The sequence below is a fragment of the Pseudomonas fluorescens genome (assembly GCF_005938625.1).
GTDB classification, from domain to species: domain Bacteria; phylum Pseudomonadota; class Gammaproteobacteria; order Pseudomonadales; family Pseudomonadaceae; genus Aquipseudomonas; species Aquipseudomonas fluorescens_BD.
In genome coordinates this window covers 57,553-76,179 of record NZ_VCNJ01000008.1, presented here as the reverse complement: position 1 = coordinate 76,179, position 18,627 = coordinate 57,553, and the positions used below count along the sequence as shown (strand labels likewise).

At 58.7% G+C, this 18,627-nt stretch carries 14 protein-coding genes; 7 read left to right on the top strand and 7 right to left on the bottom strand.

Annotation, left to right across the window (positions count from 1 at the left end; genetic code table 11):
- Nucleotides 1–245: 245 nt before the first annotated feature.
- The gene (locus FGA82_RS06440; protein ID WP_141126434.1) at nucleotides 246–1,022 is read left to right on the top strand and encodes a ferredoxin--NADP reductase; all 777 of its coding nucleotides are present in this window, start codon (nucleotides 246–248) and stop codon (nucleotides 1,020–1,022) included.
- 45 nt (nucleotides 1,023–1,067) lie between these two features.
- Here the strand turns inward: FGA82_RS06440 and mscL are convergent, their stop codons facing one another.
- A complete protein-coding gene (gene mscL, locus FGA82_RS06435; RefSeq protein ID WP_038361758.1) occupies nucleotides 1,068–1,481 on the bottom strand; it encodes a large-conductance mechanosensitive channel protein MscL in 414 nt (137 codons plus the stop codon).
- A gap of 286 nt (nucleotides 1,482–1,767) precedes the next feature.
- Between mscL and katB the strand changes: the two genes are divergently transcribed.
- The 3 genes from katB to radA are packed head-to-tail and all read left to right on the top strand — an operon-like array spanning nucleotide 1,768 to nucleotide 5,325.
- Nucleotides 1,768–3,309, top strand: a complete 1,542-nt coding sequence (gene katB / locus FGA82_RS06430) for a catalase KatB (RefSeq protein ID WP_141126433.1) — start codon at nucleotides 1,768–1,770, stop codon at nucleotides 3,307–3,309.
- Nucleotides 3,310–3,366: 57 nt separating this feature from the next.
- Nucleotides 3,367–3,912, top strand: a complete 546-nt coding sequence (locus FGA82_RS06425; RefSeq protein ID WP_141126432.1) for an ankyrin repeat domain-containing protein — start codon at nucleotides 3,367–3,369, stop codon at nucleotides 3,910–3,912.
- A gap of 45 nt (nucleotides 3,913–3,957) precedes the next feature.
- Nucleotides 3,958–5,325 carry a DNA repair protein RadA gene (gene radA / locus FGA82_RS06420; protein WP_141126431.1) on the top strand — a complete coding sequence of 456 codons (1,368 nt, stop codon included), beginning with the start codon at nucleotides 3,958–3,960 and terminating at the stop codon, nucleotides 5,323–5,325.
- 120 nt (nucleotides 5,326–5,445) lie between these two features.
- On the opposite strand, the gene FGA82_RS06415 is transcribed toward radA, so the two are convergent.
- Entirely contained in the window at nucleotides 5,446–5,814 is a 369-nt protein-coding gene (locus tag FGA82_RS06415; protein WP_141126430.1) for a PilZ domain-containing protein, read from the bottom strand.
- Between the two features lie 159 nt (nucleotides 5,815–5,973).
- On the opposite strand from FGA82_RS06415, the gene FGA82_RS06410 reads away from it, so the two are divergent.
- The 3 genes from FGA82_RS06410 to yjiA all read left to right on the top strand — a co-directional run bounded on the left by FGA82_RS06410 (nucleotide 5,974) and on the right by yjiA (nucleotide 9,388).
- The gene (locus FGA82_RS06410) at nucleotides 5,974–8,040 is read left to right on the top strand and encodes a carbon starvation CstA family protein (protein ID WP_141126429.1); all 2,067 of its coding nucleotides are present in this window, start codon (nucleotides 5,974–5,976) and stop codon (nucleotides 8,038–8,040) included.
- Nucleotides 8,041–8,055: 15 nt separating this feature from the next.
- Nucleotides 8,056–8,253, top strand: a complete 198-nt coding sequence (locus FGA82_RS06405; protein ID WP_003228401.1) for a YbdD/YjiX family protein — start codon at nucleotides 8,056–8,058, stop codon at nucleotides 8,251–8,253.
- A 163-nt stretch (nucleotides 8,254–8,416) separates the two neighbouring features.
- Nucleotides 8,417–9,388 carry a GTPase gene (yjiA, locus tag FGA82_RS06400; RefSeq protein WP_141126428.1) on the top strand — a complete coding sequence of 324 codons (972 nt, stop codon included), beginning with the start codon at nucleotides 8,417–8,419 and terminating at the stop codon, nucleotides 9,386–9,388.
- Nucleotides 9,389–9,503: 115 nt separating this feature from the next.
- Here the strand turns inward: yjiA and FGA82_RS06395 are convergent, their stop codons facing one another.
- From FGA82_RS06395 to morA, 5 genes are all read right to left on the bottom strand, one after another.
- Nucleotides 9,504–10,214, bottom strand: a complete 711-nt coding sequence (locus FGA82_RS06395; protein WP_141126427.1) for a GntR family transcriptional regulator — start codon at nucleotides 10,212–10,214, stop codon at nucleotides 9,504–9,506.
- A gap of 19 nt (nucleotides 10,215–10,233) precedes the next feature.
- Nucleotides 10,234–10,938, bottom strand: coding sequence for a FadR/GntR family transcriptional regulator (locus FGA82_RS06390; protein WP_141126426.1), 705 nt, complete (start codon nucleotides 10,936–10,938; stop codon nucleotides 10,234–10,236).
- A gap of 81 nt (nucleotides 10,939–11,019) precedes the next feature.
- Entirely contained in the window at nucleotides 11,020–12,333 is a 1,314-nt protein-coding gene (locus tag FGA82_RS06385; RefSeq protein WP_141126425.1) for a C4-dicarboxylate transporter DctA, read from the bottom strand.
- Between the two features lie 326 nt (nucleotides 12,334–12,659).
- Nucleotides 12,660–13,913, bottom strand: coding sequence for a serine hydroxymethyltransferase (gene glyA / locus FGA82_RS06380; protein ID WP_077574612.1), 1,254 nt, complete (start codon nucleotides 13,911–13,913; stop codon nucleotides 12,660–12,662).
- Nucleotides 13,914–14,166: 253 nt separating this feature from the next.
- Complete coding sequence (gene morA / locus FGA82_RS06375) at nucleotides 14,167–18,015, bottom strand: cyclic di-GMP receptor MorA (protein ID WP_141126424.1); 3,849 nt, start codon at nucleotides 18,013–18,015, stop codon at nucleotides 14,167–14,169.
- Between the last annotated feature and the right edge of the window lie 612 nt (nucleotides 18,016–18,627).

Genomic DNA, 18,627 nt, shown 5'->3' with positions numbered 1-18,627 from the left:
GGATCCAAAGGATCCGGCACGCAACGAAGTGTAGGATGTTTCCTACAATAGGCTTTAAATTTTTTCGAGATTGCAGATAGCCAAATATCCATAAAGCGTTCTTAGGGTGAACGATGTTTATATTGATCTTGTCATCTGATAAATAATACCGAGAGGATTAAATCATCGAATGTCATTACCAATCATCAGTGTTTAGACCAGTTAGTTTGCGCGACACTGTCGGCAATCGTTCAATGGAGTTCCCCATGACTGCCAGCGCAGAGAAATACACCACGCAGACGTTGCTCGATGTCCAACCCCTGACCCCGAGCCTGTTTACCTTGCGCACCAGCCGCGATGCCGGTTTTCGTTTCCGCGCCGGGCAGTTCGCCAGGCTGGGTGTGAGCAAGGCTGATGGCAGCATCGTGTGGCGTGCCTATTCGATGGTGTCGTCGCCTTTTGACGAGTTTCTCGAGTTCTTTTCCATCGTCGTGCCGGGCGGTGAATTCACCAGTGAGCTGAGTCGGCTGCAGGTCGGCGACACGTTGCTGGTGGATCGTCAGGCATTCGGCTACCTGACCCTTGATCGCTTCGTCGACGGGCGGGATCTGTGGCTGTTATCCACCGGCACCGGGGTGGCGCCGTTTTTATCGATACTGCAGGACTTCGAAGTCTGGGAAAAATTCGAGCGCATCATTCTGGTGTACAGCGTGCGTGAAGCGCGGGAGCTGGCCTATCAGGCGCTGATTGACGGACTCTTGCAGCGTGAATACCTCAGCGAATATGCGCACAAATTGCAGTTCATCGCGACGGTGACGCGCGAAGCGCATCCTGGTGCACTGCACGGGCGCATCACCACATTGATCGAAAATGGTGAGCTGGAGCGCACAGCGGGCGTGAAACTGTCAGCGGACCACTCGCGGGTCATGCTGTGCGGCAATCCACAAATGATCGATGACACGCGCGCGTTGCTGAAAAAACGCCATATGAGCCTCAGCCTGACTCGCCGGCCCGGGCAGGTGGCGGTGGAAAACTACTGGTAAACAAACGGCGCCTCGAAGGCGCCGTTGTTTCTATCGTGCAAAAGGTCAGGGCCGAGTGTTCTGGGCCTTGAGCAAGTCGCGGATCTCGCCCAGCAACTCTTCTTCCTTGGTCGGAACCGGTGGCAGGGTAGGGGCCACGGCTTCTTCGCGCTTGAGACGGTTGATGGCTTTGACCCCCATGAAGATCGCGAAAGCGACGATCACGAAGTCCAGAATTGTCTGGAGGAATTTGCCGTAGGCCATCACCACCGCAGGCGCAGCGCCATCGGCGGCTTTGAGCGTGATGGCTAAATCACTGAAGTCCACCCCACCGATCAGCAGGCCGATTGGCGGCATGATCACGTCACCAACAAACGACGAAACAATTTTGCCGAAGGCGGCACCGATGATGATACCGACGGCCATGTCGACCACATTGCCCTTGACCGCAAAGGCCTTGAACTCACTTAGCACGCCCATAGTTATTTCCTTGTTACAGATGAGTTTGGTGTACGCAGTGTAAATCAGCAAAACGCGTCCTGCGCGAAACACCTTCTTACAAAGCCCGTTTTTATCGACACATCAATCGACGATTAGTTTGCAAAGTGCCATCAATCGCGCGCGAAATATCGCGTAACTCGCTGATCATGAAGCCAATTTTTTCAATCATGGCGTTACGTTCTTTCTATTTATGTTCGACGCCGCAGGCCTCTAGCCTTGGGTTGGCGCACCTGGATGCGCCGCAAAAAAACCAGAGGATCCTGATATGACTTCCGCACTTGGATTGGGGGCTTTTCCCCGTCGCCGCACCCTCGGTGTACTCACCGCCAGCCTGTTGACCTTCTCCGTAAACGCCGCGCCGCTGACCCGCGATAACGGTGCAGCGGTCGGCGACAATCAGAACTCGCAGACCGCCGGCGCCAACGGCCCGGTGCTGCTGCAGGATGTGCAACTGATCCAGAAGTTGCAGCGTTTTGATCGAGAACGCATTCCCGAACGTGTGGTTCACGCCCGCGGCACTGGCGCCCATGGCACCTTCACGGTGACCAACGACCTCAGCGACCTGAGCAAGGCCAAGGTGTTCGCCGCCGGCCAGAGCACCCCTGTATTTGTGCGCTTCTCTGCCGTGGTGCACGGTAATCACTCGCCGGAAACCCTGCGCGATCCACGAGGTTTCGCCACCAAGTTCTACACGGCCGACGGCAACTGGGACCTGGTGGGCAACAACTTCCCGACCTTTTTTATCCGCGATGCGATCAAGTTTCCCGACATGGTGCACGCGTTCAAACCCGATCCCCGGACTAACCTCGATGACGACTCACGTCGATTCGACTTCTTCTCGCATGTACCCGAAGCCACTCGTACGCTGACCGAGTTGTATTCGAACTCGGGAACTCCCGCCAGCTATCGAGAGATGGATGGCAATGGCGTGCATGCTTATAAGTTGATAAACGCCAAGGGCGAAGTTCACTACGTCAAGTTTCACTGGAAGAGCTTGCAGGGACTTAATAACCTCACGCCAAAACAAGTCGCCAAAGTTCAGGGTCAAGACTACAGTCACATGACCAATGATCTGGTGAGCAATATCAATAAAGGCAAATTCCCGAAATGGGACTTGTACATTCAAGTGCTGAAGCCACAAGATTTGTCCAAGTTTGATTTCGATCCATTAGACGCGACCAAGATCTGGCCAGGTATTCCTGAACGAAAAGTTGGACAAATGGTGTTGAACCGTAATCCGGCAAACGTATTCCAGGAAACCGAGCAAGTGGCCATGGCGCCAGCGAATATCGTACCGGGTATCGAGCCTTCCGAAGATCGTTTGTTGCAAGGTCGAGTGTTCTCCTATGCCGATACGCAAATGTATCGTCTGGGGGCGAATGCTCTGCAATTGCCAATCAACGCGGCAAAAGTTGCCGTGAACAATGGCAATCAGGATGGCGCGATGAACTTCGGCGCCAGCAACAGCGGGGTGAACTATCAGCCGAGCCGCCTGCAACCCCGTGACGAGACACCCAGTGCGCGTTACAGCCAATCGGCGCTGTCGGGCAGCACTCAGCAAGCGAAGATCCAGCGTGAGCAGAACTTCAAGCAGGCAGGTGATCTGTATCGCTCGTTCAGCAAGAAAGAACGCCGCGACCTGATCGACAGCTTCGGTGGCTCGTTGGCCAGCACCGATGACGAGAGCAAGCACATCATCCTGTCCTTCCTTTATAAGGCTGATCCGGAATACGGCACTGGCGTAACGGAAGTGGCCAAGGGCGACCTGAGCCGGGTCAAGGCCTTGGCGGCCAAACTGGTCGATTGATATCGATGTAGCACACGGGGCCTGAGTCAGGCCCCGTTTCGTTCAAGGAGACTGCTGATGCGCATCTGTCTTTTGCTGTTGGCCGGCTGCCTGTCGTTCGCGACGTGGGCGGCACCGGCCGAGCAGAGTCCCGAGGCAATCAAGACCCAGTTGCAGGACTATTACTTCGATGCGGCGCGGCGCGGCGATGTGCCGATGCTCAACACGTTCATCGAGTCCGGCTATTCCCTCGACACCCGCGACAGCAAGGGTTACACCGCGCTGATTCTGGCGGCTTATCACGGTGAGGCGCCGGCGGTGGAGCGGTTACTCGCTGCCGGCGCCGATGCCTGCGCCCAGGACCTGCGTGGCAACACGGCGCTGATGGGGGCGATTTTCAAAGGTGAAGTACAGATCGCCCGGCGCCTGATGGCCACCGATTGCAGCCCCGATCAGCGCAACGGCGCCGGGCAGACGGCGGCGATGTACGCCGGGTTGTTCAAGCGTCTGGAACTGCTCGATGCACTGAAGGCCAAGGGCGCTGACCTGAATGCCGAAGATCCGTTGGGCAATAGCGCCGCGCGTCTGGCCAGCGGCGAAATCCGTAGTGCCGCGCCGCGCTGATCGGCGGCCCGTGCGTTATCATCGCGGTTTTTGTCGGGGGTTCTGATGGCCAAGGCCAAGCGCATGTACGGCTGCACCGAATGCGGCGCAACCTTTCCCAAGTGGGCCGGGCAGTGCGGTGAATGCGGTGCCTGGAACACCCTGACCGAGACCATGATCGAAAGCGGCGGCGCTACAGCGCCGACCGGTCGCACCGGTTGGGCCGGGCAACAGGCGCAGATCAAGACGCTGGCGGAAGTCAGCGTCGAAGAAATTCCGCGCTTTTCCACCGCTTCCGGTGAGCTGGATCGCGTGCTCGGCGGCGGTCTGGTCGACGGTTCGGTGGTGTTGATCGGCGGCGATCCGGGCATCGGCAAATCGACGATTCTGTTACAGACCTTGTGCAACCTCGCCAAAAGCATGCCAGCGCTTTACGTCACTGGCGAAGAATCCCAGCAGCAGGTCGCCATGCGTGCCCGCCGCCTCGGCTTGCCCCAGGATCAACTGCGGGTGATGACCGAAACCTGCATCGAAACCATCATCGCTACTGCCCGTCAGGAAAAGCCCAAGGTGATGGTGATCGACTCGATCCAGACGATCTTCACCGAACAGCTGCAATCGGCCCCCGGCGGCGTTTCCCAGGTCCGCGAGAGTGCGGCGCTGCTGGTGCGTTATGCCAAGCAGAGCGGCACGGCGATTTTCCTCGTCGGCCACGTGACCAAGGAAGGCGCGCTGGCCGGTCCCCGTGTTCTCGAACACATGGTCGACACCGTGCTGTATTTCGAAGGCGAATCCGATGGGCGTTTGCGTTTGCTGCGCGCAGTGAAAAACCGTTTTGGTGCGGTCAACGAGCTGGGCGTGTTCGGCATGACCGACAAGGGCCTGAAGGAGGTTTCCAACCCTTCGGCGATTTTTCTCACCCGTGCGCAGGAAGAAGTCCCGGGCAGTGTGGTCATGGCGACGTGGGAAGGCACGCGGCCGATGCTGGTGGAAGTGCAGGCCTTGGTCGATGACAGTCATCTGGCCAACCCGCGCCGGGTGACGCTGGGGCTGGATCAGAACCGTTTGGCGATGTTGCTTGCCGTTTTGCACCGCCATGGCGGCATCCCGACTCATGATCAGGATGTGTTCCTCAACGTGGTCGGCGGGGTGAAGGTGCTGGAGACGGCGTCGGATCTGGCGCTGATGGCTGCCGTAATGTCGAGTTTGCGTAATCGACCGTTGCCGCATGATCTGTTGGTGTTTGGTGAAGTGGGGCTGTCCGGCGAAGTGCGTCCGGTGCCGAGCGGGCAGGAGCGATTGAAGGAAGCTGCCAAGCATGGCTTCAAGCGGGCGATCGTGCCGAAGGGCAATGCGCCGAAGGAATCCCCACCGGGTTTGCAGATCATCGCCGTGACCCGCCTCGAACAGGCCCTCGACGCACTCTTCGAATAAACCACCGACCCCTGTAGGAGTGAGCCTGCTCGCGATAGCGGTGAACCAGTCAACGCAAATGTTGAATGACAAATCGCTATCGCGAGCAGGCTCACTCCTACATTTGATCTGTGGCGGATTCTAGATTTCGATCAGGGCACCCAATTCGCGTTCCAGTTCGGCCTCGTCAGCCAGGTTCAGCTCGATCAGCCGCCGCAAACGCTGGATCGATTCCAGGCTGATGTGCCGGCAGACAAAACCCAGCTGCCCTTTTTCTTCATGGGCCAATTGCACATCCATCTCGATATCGACGTCATCGCTCAGGTGAATGTCAACGAAGAAGTCCTGTTCGCGATCCCCCAGCCAAGGCTCCGGCCGTTCGATCAGCAGCCCCTTGAGCGACAGATCAATCAACTTCACCGGCCAGATGAAGTGGCCCTGACGCAGCTCGGTTCTGGCATCGAACGCAATACGTTTGAAGCGACGACGGTTGGCTGGGTGTTCGCTCATGGCGCAATCCTCATGAAGGTTCGCTGACTATAGACCGCGAATGCGGGCGCCAGCCAATCGCTAATGCGTCTAGACCAACGTCGGGGTATGGCCTTTGGCGCCGTAAGCGCTAAACTCGGGGTGGCTGTCTTTCTTGTCCACCCTGGCTGGAATAATAAAATGAAAAATAATAATAGCCTGCTACGCCACTTACCCTGGCTATTGCTGGCAATCGTAGGAGCGTGCGCCCTGGGCGTAGTGGCATTGCGCCGCGGCGAGGCGATCAACGCCTTGTGGATCGTGGTCGCTGCCGTGGCCATTTATCTGGTTGCGTATCGTTACTACAGCCTGTTCATCGCTAACAATGTGATGCAACTTGATCCGCGTCGGGCCACCCCCGCCGTGCTCAACAACGACGGTCTGGACTATGTGCCGACCAACAAACACATTCTTTTCGGTCACCACTTCGCAGCGATCGCTGGCGCCGGACCTTTGGTCGGCCCGGTATTGGCCGCGCAGATGGGCTACTTGCCCGGCACGCTCTGGCTGATTGCCGGCGTGGTGCTGGCGGGCGCGGTGCAGGACTTCATGGTCCTGTTCATGTCGACCCGTCGCAACGGCCGCTCCCTGGGCGACATGGTGCGTGAAGAAATGGGCCGCATTCCCGGCACCATCGCCCTGTTCGGCTGCTTCCTGATCATGATCATCATCCTCGCGGTGCTGGCATTGATCGTGGTTAAAGCGCTGGCCGAGAGCCCGTGGGGCATCTTCACCGTGATGGCGACCATCCCGATCGCGATGTTCATGGGCATTTACATGCGCTACATCCGCCCGGGTCGTATTGGCGAAATCTCCGTGGTCGGCGTGTTGCTGCTGCTCGGTTCGATCTGGCTGGGTGGGCAGATTGCCGCTGACCCAGTGTGGGCCAAGGCGTTCACCTTCACTGGCGTGCAGATTACCTGGATGCTGGTCGGTTACGGTTTCGTCGCGGCATCGTTGCCGGTGTGGCTGATTCTGGCGCCGCGCGACTACCTCTCCACGTTCCTCAAAATCGGCACCATCATCGCCCTGGCGATCGGCATTCTGGTGACCATGCCTGAGCTGAAAATGCCGGCGCTGACCCAGTTCGTCGACGGCACTGGCCCTGTGTGGAAGGGCGGTCTGTTCCCGTTCCTGTTCATCACCATCGCTTGCGGTGCGGTTTCCGGTTTCCACGCGCTGATTTCTTCGGGCACCACGCCGAAGCTGCTGGATAACGAAACCAACGCCCGTTACATCGGTTACGGCGGCATGTTGATGGAGTCGTTCGTCGCCATCATGGCCATGGTCGCCGCTTCGGTGATCGAGCCTGGCGTGTACTTCGCCATGAACAGCCCGGCCGCCGTGGTCGGCAGTGATGTCGCATCAGTTGCGCAAGTGGTCTCCAGTTGGGGCTTCGCGATCACGCCGGAAGCGCTGCAAGCCGTGGCGCATGACATTGGTGAAACCACCATTCTGGCCCGTGCCGGTGGTGCGCCGACCCTGGCGGTCGGTATCGCGCAGATCCTGCACAGTGTCCTGCCGGGTGAAAACACCATGGCGTTCTGGTACCACTTCGCGATTCTGTTCGAAGCGCTGTTCATCCTGACTGCTGTGGACGCCGGCACCCGTGCCGGGCGTTTCATGCTGCAGGACCTGCTCGGCTCCTTCGTTCCGGCACTGAGACGTACCGAATCATGGACCGCCAACCTGATCGCCACCGCCGGTTGTGTGGCAATGTGGGGCTGGTTGCTCTACCAGGGCGTGATCGATCCACTGGGCGGCATCAATACCCTGTGGCCACTGTTCGGTATCTCCAACCAGATGCTGGCCGGTATCGCGCTGATGCTCGGCACCGTGGTTCTGATCAAAATGAAGCGCCAGCGCTACATCTGGGTCACCCTGCTGCCAGCCACGTGGCTGTTGATCTGCACCACGACGGCGGGCTTCATCAAGCTGTTCGACGCCAACCCGGCGATCGGCTTCCTGTCGCTGGCCAAGAAATACAGCGATGCCCTGGCCAATGGTCAGGTGCTGGCACCGGCAAAAAGCGTCGAGCAGATGCAGCACGTGATCTTCAACGCTTACACCAACGCAACGCTTACCGCGCTGTTCCTGTTCGTGGTCTTCAGTATCCTGTTCTATGCGCTCAAGGTCGGCATCGCCGCCTGGGGCAAAAAAGAGCGCACGGATAAAGAATCGCCATTCCAGGCCCTGCCGGACGCGTAACCAGAGGATTGCACCATGTTCAATGACCTGAGTCGCCTCGGTAAATACCTCGGTCAGGCCGCGCGCCTGATGGTCGGCATGCCCGACTACGACACCTACGTCGAGCATATGCAAACCAAGCACCCGGACAAACCGGTGATGAGCTACGAGATGTTCTTCCGCGAACGTCAGGAAGCCCGTTACGGTGGCAAGGGTGGGCCGAAGTGCTGTTGAGCTGACAGCGCAAGGTTGAGGTAATCCCCCTGTGGGAGCGAGCCTGCTCGCGAATACGGAGTGTCAGTTGATGAATGATTTGACTGACACACCACTTTCGCGAGCAAGCTCGCTCCCACAGTTGTTTTTGTGTTGTTCATTCATTTTGTGAAGGGGATCAGTTTTGTCTTCTCCCATACCTGTCACGGTACTCAGCGGTTTCCTCGGTGCCGGCAAGACCACGTTGCTGCGCCATATTCTGAAAGCCGAGCACGGCCTGAAAATCGCCGTGATCGAAAACGAATTCAGCGACGCCGGCATCGACACGCAGTTGCTCGGCGATGAACCCGTGCAAGTCATGACCCTGGCCAATGGCTGTGTCTGCTGCACCATTCACACCGACCTGACCAAGGCGTTGTATCTGCTGCTGGAGCGGCTGGACAGCGGCGAAATTGCGTTTGATCGCCTGGTCATCGAGTGCACCGGACTGGCCGATCCGGCGCCGGTGGCACAGACGTTTTTTATCGACGAAGAACTGCGCGAGCGTTATCTGCTCGACGGCATCATCACCCTGGTCGATGCGGCGCACGCGGATGTCCACCTGACCCAGACCATCGCCCAGGCGCAGATCGGTTTTGCCGATCGCTTGCTGGTGAGCAAGACCGATCTTGTGGATGAGGCGACGTTCAACGCGTTGAGCGAACGCCTGACGCGGATCAACCGGCGTGCGCCCGTGCGTGTGGTTGAGCACGGCAATATTGATCTGGCTGAATTGCTGGATGTGCGCGGCTTCAACCTGAATGCCGATCTTGGCGGCGACTTGAGCCTGCGCCCGGTGAGCAAGGCGCCGTCGATTGATCGTATTTCCAGTCTGGTATTGCGCACCGATCAGCCGCTGGATATCGATCAGCTCAGCGAGTTCATGAATGAACTGCTGGAAGAACACGGCAAACAATTGCTGCGTTACAAGGGCGTGCTGAACATTGCCGGCGAAGATCGGCGCTTGGTGTTTCAGGGCGTGCTGAAACTCTATGGTTTCGACTGGGACACCGAATGGGCCGAGGGCGAGGCGCGGGAAAGTGTGATTGTGTTTATTGCTGATGATTTGCCGGAAGAGAAGATTCGGGCGGGGTTTGCCAGATTGGCTTCTGCCTGATGGATCTCGGTTGTCAGTGATGGCCTCTTCGCGAGCAAGCTCGCTCCCACAGTCGACCGCACTCTGTCAGTCGAATGCAATTCACTGTGGGAGCGAGCTTGCTCGCGAAGGCGATCTAACCGACAGCACATTGCTCAAGGTCTGAACCCAGCAGGGTCTGCTCAAGATGATCCAGATGTTGATTCATCAGCATCCCGGCCTTGGAAACATCCCGATGTTCCATTGCCTCAACCAGCGCCAAATGCTCCTGCCACGCGCAACAGCTGTGCGTCTGCGACGAACTTCGCGCAATCGCCAATGACGTCAACGGCACCAGACTGCCCAAAAAATGCGCCAACGGTGCATTCCCAGCCATTTTCGCCAACGTCAGATGAAACTCCCCCGACAAGCGAATCGCCGCCCCGCGCCGATCTTGCTCGACCGCCTGACGCTCGCGCTCGATCAACCCGCGCAGCAGTTTCAAGCCTTCTGCTTGCGGGCGCTGGCAGGCCAAACGTACCAGCGTGTTTTCGGTCAGCCGCCGCGCATGCAAAGTCTGCCGGGTCTGCTCCCGATCAGGTGCTGCCACACGCGGGCGATGGTTGGCCCGCAGCACAATGACTTGCTCAAGCGACAACTGCGTCAGCACCCGGCGCACATCGGCGCGGCTGACGCAGAACATCTCTTTCAAACTGTCCTCGGTGAAGCGGCTGGTCGAGTCTATGCGCTGTTCCAGAATCGCATCCAACAGTCGCGGATACAGATCGTCCGCCGGCATCCTGACGCGGGAGAAGGGCAGGGGCGCAGCAGCCGGCTGGGTGTGCGACGGTGAGGCGAAACTGTTCATGGCCTGTCTCCAATAGGGATCAGCGACTCAAGTTGTCTTCCGGAATATTCAGCTCGATGCCCATGCGCTTACCTTCGCGCAGAATGTGCCGGCGCATTTCGGCGCTGGCCTGGGCGCTGTTCTTGCTGCGGATGGCGCGCACCACCGCTTCGTTTTCTTCCAGCCGTTCGGCCAGATGTTCCGGTGAGTTGCGCAACACTTCAGCGCTTTGCTTGAGGGCATTGCTGGTCTGCTGCACCACACTCTGGAAGATCGGATTCGAGGTCAGGGTGAACAACTCTTCGTGGAAGGCGATGTAAGCGCTGACCCCGGCTTCGCTGTCGCCAGCCTCGAGGGCTTCGCGCATGTCCATCAGGGTCAGGCGCAACTGGCCGACTTCCTTGCTGCTGATCGATTGTGCGACCAAGCCGACAATGAACGGCTCAAGGGTGTAGCGCAGTTGCAGCACGTCTTCCAGGCTGGCGCCGGCCACGGCACTGTCGTGGCTTTGACTGTCGCTCAATTGCGCGTCGAGCACGACCACACCTTTGCCCGGCATCGAACGGACCAGGCCGAGGGTTTCCAGGACGATCACCGCTTCGCGCAGGCTCGGCCGGCTTATGCCCAGTTGTTCGGCCAGTTCACGCTGGCCCGGCAGCATGTCGCCGGAGCGCCACTGACCCCGGGCGAGGGCGGCGCGGAGTTTCTCTACGACTGAGTTGACGACGGTTGATGTGGTAATCACTTGTCTTGCTCCATGTGCCTGTAGGGCGCCGCAAATCAGGATCAAAGATCACCGCTTGCGGCAGCGCCTCCAGGGTTGAAATCAGAACTCCTGCTGGTGCGCCGGAGTTGCTGTTTTACGCGGCTGAAAGGTGTAGCCCTGCTGGCCGCTGAGTACTTTGTTGGCGCGTTGCACGTCGATGTCTTTTTCCCAACGGGCGATCGCTACCGTGGCGACGCAGTTGCCGATGAGATTGGTGAGTGCCCGGCCGATGCCCATGAACCAGTCCACCGCGAGCACAAGCACCAGACCGACCACCGGGATCGCCGGAATCGCCGTCAATGTTGCCGCCAGAATCACTAGCGCCGAACCCGGAATGCCGTGTGCCCCTTTGGAGGTAATCAGCGACACCAGCAGAATCGTCAGCAAATCAGTCATCGCCAGTGGCGTGCCGGTGGCGTTGGCGATGAAGACGATGGCCAGGGTCAGGTAGATCGAGAAACCGTCGAGGTTGAACGAATACCCGGTCGGAATCACCAGGCCAACCGTCGAGCTGCCAATGCCGAGGTGTTCGAGTTTGCGCATGATTTGCGGCAGCACAGCATCGGAAGAGGCGGTGCCCATGACGATCAGCAGTTCTTCACGCAGGTACTTGAGCAGCGGCCACATACGCAGGCCAGAGGCGCGCATCACCAGACCGAGAATCACGCTGACGAAAGCGATACAGGTCAAATAGAACAAACCGACCAGACTGCCCAGGTGCTGCAGGGAATCGAGGCCATATTTGCTGGTGGTAAAGGCAATCGCGCCGAACACGCCGATCGGCGCCAGACGCACGATCATGCCCATGATCCGGAAGATTACATGGCTCAGTTCGTTGATCAGTCGGGAGATCCCGGAAGCCGCTTCGCCGACCAGATTCAAGGCGCTGCCGAACAGCACCGAGAACAGCAGCACCTGCAGGATATTGTTGTCGGCGAAGGCGCCGATCACTGAAGTCGGAATCAGGTCCATCAGGAACTGCGTGGTGGTGTGCATGTGCTGGCCGCGCTCGGCGATGTCGCCTATATCAGCGGCGGACAGCTGCTCCAAATGAATGTTCGCGCCGCTGCCGATGCCGGTACTGAAGGCGAACACCAGGCCGATCACCAGGGCGATGGTGGTCAACACTTCGAAGTAAATTACCGATTTGAGGCCGATGCGCCCGACCTTCTTCAGATCGCCCGCGCCGCTGATGCCGCTGACCACCACGCAGAACACGATGAGGCCAATGAGCATTTTGATCAGTTTGATGAAGCCGTCGCCGAGCGGTTTGAGCTGGGCCGAGTATTCAGGAAGGGTCAGCCCGCAGACGATGCCGAGCATCAGTCCGAGAACCACTTGGAGGAAGATTGAACGCGAGCACCATCTGAGCATGGGAGAAATCCTGGTCGGTGTCCTGGCTGCTGGCGCTTGCACGCTCAGATTCAGGACTTAATTATTGTGGTCTTACCGGTATGTCCAGTGCAGGCGCAGTCTACGCTCGGGTTTTTCTTGAATACAAGGGGAAAACACAAAATTGGCATGACCGGTCTGACCGGTGGTTAAGATCAAAAGATCGCAGCCTTCGGCAGGTCCTACATTTGGAATGCATTCACCTGTAGGAGCTGCCGAAGGCTGCGATCTTTTGATCTTTTCTGCAGGCGAAAAAAAACCGGCCAATCACTTGGCCGGTTTTTCATGCTGCAGATTTAACGTCGCAATTACGCGCCGTACACCGGCAGTTTCTTGCAGATGGCTTTGACTTTCTCGCGCACGGCGTCGATCACCGCTTCGTTGTTCAGGTCAGCCAGGATGTCGCAGATCCAGCCGGCCAGCTCTTTGCACTCTGCAACCTTGAAGCCGCGAGTGGTCACAGCCGGGGTACCGAAGCGCAGACCGGAAGTGACGAATGGCGAGCGTGGATCGTTTGGCACGGAGTTCTTGTTCACGGTGATGAACGCTTTGCCCAGAGCGGCGTCGGCGTCTTTACCGGAGATGTCCTGCTTGATCAGCGACAGCAGGAACAGGTGGTTCTTGGTACCACCGGAAACTACGTCGAAACCGCGCTCGATGAACACTTCGGCCATGGCCTGGGCGTTCAGCACCACTTGTTCCTGGTAGGCCTTGAACTCAGGCTGCAGCGCTTCCTTGAAGCAGATCGCCTTGGCAGCGATCACGTGCTCCAGCGGGCCACCCTGGGCGCCCGGGAAGACCGCGGAGTTCAGCTTCTTCTCGATGTCGGCGTTGGCGCGCGCCAGGATCAGGCCGCCACGTGGACCGCGCAGGGTCTTGTGCGTGGTGGTGGTCACGACGTCAGCGAAAGGCACCGGGTTCGGATAAACACCCGCGGCAACCAGACCGGCTACGTGAGCCATGTCGACGAACAGGTAAGCGCCAACCTTGTCAGCGATTGCGCGGAAGCGTGGGAAGTCGAGAATCTGCGAGTAGGCAGAGAAACCGGCCACGATCATTTTTGGCTTGTGCTCAACTGCCAGACGCTCGACTTCGTCGTAGTCGATCAGGCCGTTGGCATCGATACCGTATTGAACGGCGTTGTACAGCTTGCCGGAGGAGGAAACGCTGGCGCCGTGGGTCAGGTGACCACCGTGTGCCAGGCTCATGCCCAGGATGGTATCGCCACCTTGCAGCAGGGCCAGGTAAACGGCGGCGTTGGCTTGCGAACCGGCGTGCGGCTGAACGTTGGCGTAATCGGCGCCGAACAGCTCTTTGGCGCGGTCGATGGCCAGTTGCTCAACGATGTCGACGTACTCGCAACCACCGTAGTAACGCTTGCCTGGGTAGCCTTCAGCGTACTTGTTGGTCAGGACCGAGCCTTGAGCTTCCATCACCGCTGGGCTGGTGTAGTTTTCCGAAGCGATCAGCTCAATGTGTTCTTCCTGGCGCTGAGCTTCTTGCTCCATGGCGGCAAAAAGGTCGGCGTCGTACTTGGCAATAGTCAAATCACGGCTGAACATGGCGGTCCTCAAGGATCGGGGGCAGAAAAGGGGGGCATTCTAACCCAATGGGTTTTGGATGGCATATGAAACGACATCATGTCGCAGACAAGTGGCGTTCATGCGCAGATAGATGGTGATTGTGCCGGCCTCAAAAGATCGCAGCCTTCGGCAGCTCCTACAGTAATCCGAGCTGATCCCGAATACTGTGACCGACATCAATCCTTGTAGGAGCTGCCGAAGGCTGCGATCTTTTCGGTCGCGCCGCCGATCTTCAGTCGAACATGAACAGCGCATCATTGCTGAACTGCGCCTCAAATCGCCCCGCCGGCATCGGCCGCCCGAACAGATAGCCCTGAACCTCATCGCAACCATGCTCACGCAGGAAGTCCAGCTGTTCATGGGTCTCCACGCCCTCGGCGATCACCGCCAGATTCAGGCTGTGGGCCATGGCGATGATCGCCCGGGCGATCTGCGCGTCCTGCTCACCGGACGGCAAGCCATCGACGAATGTGCGGTCGATCTTCAGCACGTCGATCGGGAATTGCTTGAGGTAGTTCAGCGATGAGTAACCGGTGCCGAAGTCGTCGACCGCAATGCTCAGACCGAGGTTTTTCAGCCCGGCAAGAATCTGCATGGCCTCGCTGACTTCGCGCATCAGGATACTTTCGGTCAGTTCCAGTTCCAGACACGCCGGCGGCAGGCCGGTTTCGCGCAGGATCGTGGCGATCCGCGTACCGAGCTGACCATCGGAGAACTGTCGCGCGGAAATGTTCACCGACACCTTCGGCACGCGTACACGATTCTGGTGCCAGGTCTTCAGTTGACGGCACGCCTCGCTGATCACCCAGTCGCCAACGTCGACCACCAGACCGAGTTCTTCCAGCACCGGAATGAAATCTCCCGGCGGCACCAGACCACGACGCGGATGACGCCAGCGCAACAGCGCTTCGGCGCCGGTCAGGCGTTTGCCGTCGCCGCTGAATTGCGGTTGGTAATACAGGACGAATTCGTTCTGCTCCAGGGCATGGCGCAAGTCGCTTTCCAGCTCCAGACGCTCCAGCGCACTGGCGTTCATGTCGGCCTGGTAGAACTGGAAGTTGTTCTTGCCGCGTTCCTTGGCGTGGTACATCGCCGTGTCGGCGTTCTTCATCAACTGACTGAGCTCGTTGCCGTCCTGCGGACTCAGGGCGATGCCGATACTGGCAGTGACGAAGAATTCGCGGCCTTCAAGCACGAACGGCCGGACGAGGCTGCCGAGAATCTGTTCGGCGACATGAATCGCCCGGTTCAGCGCCATTTCGCGACTGGAACGATGTTGCAACAACAGCGTGAATTCGTCGCCGCCCATGCGCGCCACGGTGTCGTCATCGTCGACACAGGCCAGCAGGCGCGTGGCCATGTCTTTCAACATGCGGTCGCCGGCGGCATGGCCGAGGGAGTCGTTGATCGGTTTGAAACGGTCGAGGTCGAGGAACATCAGCACCACCCACGACTTCTGCCGCTCGGCCGATTGCAGCGCGGTGTGCAGGCGATCCTGGAACAGTGTGCGGTTCGGCAAATGCGTCAGGGCGTCGTAGTAGGCGAGGCGGTGAATCCGCTGTTCGCTGGCCTTGCGCTCGCTGATGTCGCTGAAGAAGCACACGTAACTGGCCAGATCGCCTTCGTCGTCGAGCACCGCGGTGATGCCGACCCACGCCGGATAATGCTCGCCGTTACGGCGCTTGAGCCAGACTTCGCCTTCCCAGGTGCTGTGCTGATGCAATTGCTTGAGCACGTAGCGCAGGTGCGCATCCTGTTGCTCGTCAACGGTGAGCATGTTCGGCAACTGGTCGAGCACCTCGCTCACCGCGTACCCACTGACGCGGCTGAAGGCTTCGTTGGCTTGCACGATGTAACCGGCCGGGTCGGTGATCAGGATCGCCGAGGTCGAGTGCTCGAAAACCGTGGCGGCCATGCGCAGGTCTTTCTCGGCGCGGCGCTGCTGACTGATGTCGCGACCGACACCGAGTACGCCCTCGAACGCGCCATGTTCGTCCCATACCAGCACCAGACGCAACTCGATCGGGATCTTGCGGCCATCAGCGCGCAGGCAGTCGAACAGGAACATTTGCGTCTGCACCTGATTGCGCAACACCGCCAGTTGCTCGGGTTTGTCCAGCGCCTTGCTGACGCGATCCATAAGCGTGTAGATCCCGCTCAGTTGCTGCGGGTTGGCGATGGTCGATTGCCAGCCGTTCTGGAAAATCCACTCGGCGTCGTAACCCAGCACGGCTTGCACCGACGGGCTGACGTAGTTCAGCGAGAGCTTGCTGTCGGTGGAGAAAATCACGTCGCTGATGCTTTCGGCGAGCATGCGGTAGCGCTGCTCGCTGTCGCGCAGGGATTCGCTGGCCTCGATCTGTTCGGTGATGTCCTTGGCCACGCCGATGATCCGCGTGACTTGATCATGCTTGTCGCGGGCCAGCGCCTGTTCGCGAATATCGAAACGCCGCCACTTGCCGTCGCGATGACGGAAACGCAACTGGCATTGCAGCAATTGGCTGTAACCGGCGTGGCGTTGCAACTGGCGTGAGCGATGGTAGTAGTCGGCATCTTCCGGGTGCAGGAGGATCTCCCAGAAATACTCGCCCATCTGGTGCAGTTCAGTGCGGTTGTAGCCGAGCGTCTGACCGAGGTGGTGGTTACTGAAAATCATCCGCTGGCTGATCACATCCTGCACGTACAGGTGATCCGGCACGGTGCGCACCACGTCCGACCAGAACCCCTCGCGTTCGAGCAGCGACAGTTCGATCAGCTTGCGACTGGTGATGTCGTTGATGCTGAGGATCACGGCTTTGTAGTCGTGCTGCTCGGTCGGCAGGCGCAATACCATCCACAGGTGCTGGTCGCGGCCGTTGATGTCCGGCAGTTTGATTTCCAGTTCCAGCTGCTTTTGTTGCTGCAGGACGGCGTCGAGGACTTGATTGCCGATCGCACACTGACGGTGTGGGTGGCCATCGATCAACAGTTGCCAGGCATGCTCGCAGGAGTTGACGTTGAGCAGTTGCAGCGCCACTTGGTTGACTTCGGTGACGCGCAGTTCCTGTAGCAGTTGCTGGCGTTGTTGCGGTTGGTCGAGCCAGGCCTTGAGCTGGTCGCTGGTCTGGATCTGCGCCTTGTCGAAGACCTGCTTCAGGCCGGACAGATCGAGCACACACAGGGCCACCCCGGTACCTTCAAAAATGTCCTGATAGCGTCGACGACCTTCGTGCAACTGGCGCTGACGACGGCGCATGTTCAACAGCGCGATCACCGGCAGCATCGAGAACGCCAGGCCCAACAGGCATTTGCCGATAAATGCCGGCAGCAGTTCTTCGAGCACGCGCTGACGGTCGAACAGACCACGCAACTGCCAGTCGCTGCTGCTCAGTGGCACGGTCAGCACGGTGTTGGCGAGGTCGTCCGGGCTCAGCACGCCGGGCTTGGCCGAGGGCAACGCTTCATCGCGGCTGATGATCTGATGGTTGATGCGGTTTTCCACCAGCCACAACGGGCGGATGCCGGTTTCACCCTGTTTGGTCAGCGAGTCGAAAAAGGTCGGGGTCAGGCGCAAGGCCCAATAGCCGCGCGTGCTGCCGCTGGCCTGATGCAGCAAGAGGTGCACCACCGAGCCATCATCGGCGTTACTGAAATAGTGGGCCTGGGCGCGGCTGCGGCGCACCAGTTCGGTGAGGTAGTCGGCGTCGTGACTGTCGACGGCGCTGTCGCTGATGATCCGCCCGGAAGGACTGAGCAATGCCATGCTGCGCAGATCGGGCAGAGATTGCTGAAGCTTGCGCAGCAGCACCTGCTGTTCGTCGGCTGATTGCGGTTGTTCGACGATCGGTAGCAGATTGAGGGCGATTTGCGCGTTCAGCGCCATGTTCAGACTGACCTGCGAGGCGAGGTCGGCGGTGTAATCGATGGTGTACTGACGCTGGTTTTTCTGGGTTTCGCGCAGTTGATCGAGCAGTTGCCAGAACAGCAACGCCAGCAACAAAAGCACGAGCGTCGCCAGCGCACCCTTTAATGTACCGCGCAGGGACGAGCCGGGCGCCGGTGGGGTGCTGCTCACGGAAGCTGGCGGAGTGACATTGGACAAGCTGTAATCCTGCGGTCTGGCTGGACTGGCGCGACGTGCACTATAAGCCGGACGCCCAAAGGGCGGCTAGCATGCCTTGAGTCGTGGCGAAGTGCCAGCCCTGCACGACTGGTGGCCTCGATAACCCTTCAGCATCGCCGGTACGCTGCAATGACCCCGTTGCTGACACTTCTATGGGATTTCTGTCGCCGTCGGAATAAAAGGTTAGCGATTTGCCATTCAGCCTTCAAAAGCGGTGGCTGAAAGATTTTTTTGCCTGTGCGGCTGTTTAACAGAGGCGGCCAAAGTCTATGGGCACTGCAAGAAAAAATTCACATACCTGCCTGAGTTGAAGTGAACTAACCACAATGTCACACAGCCACTACCCAGATGCGGTAACGACTTTCATCGTAACGAATAGTTCAACCATCGACACATATTGGTCCGGGAATCTCATTCAGTACTTGTATCGCGCAGATGGATTTCAGGGGATGGTTTACAGTCTGTCTTTCTCATTCCTTAATAATTACTGGGGTCATCGCAACACTGCTAACTACTATCACTGTGAGTGATCCTGATTTGTCACGGCTCTGTGACATTCTTCGTGGATTGTTTTTCTTGACATCATTTTCT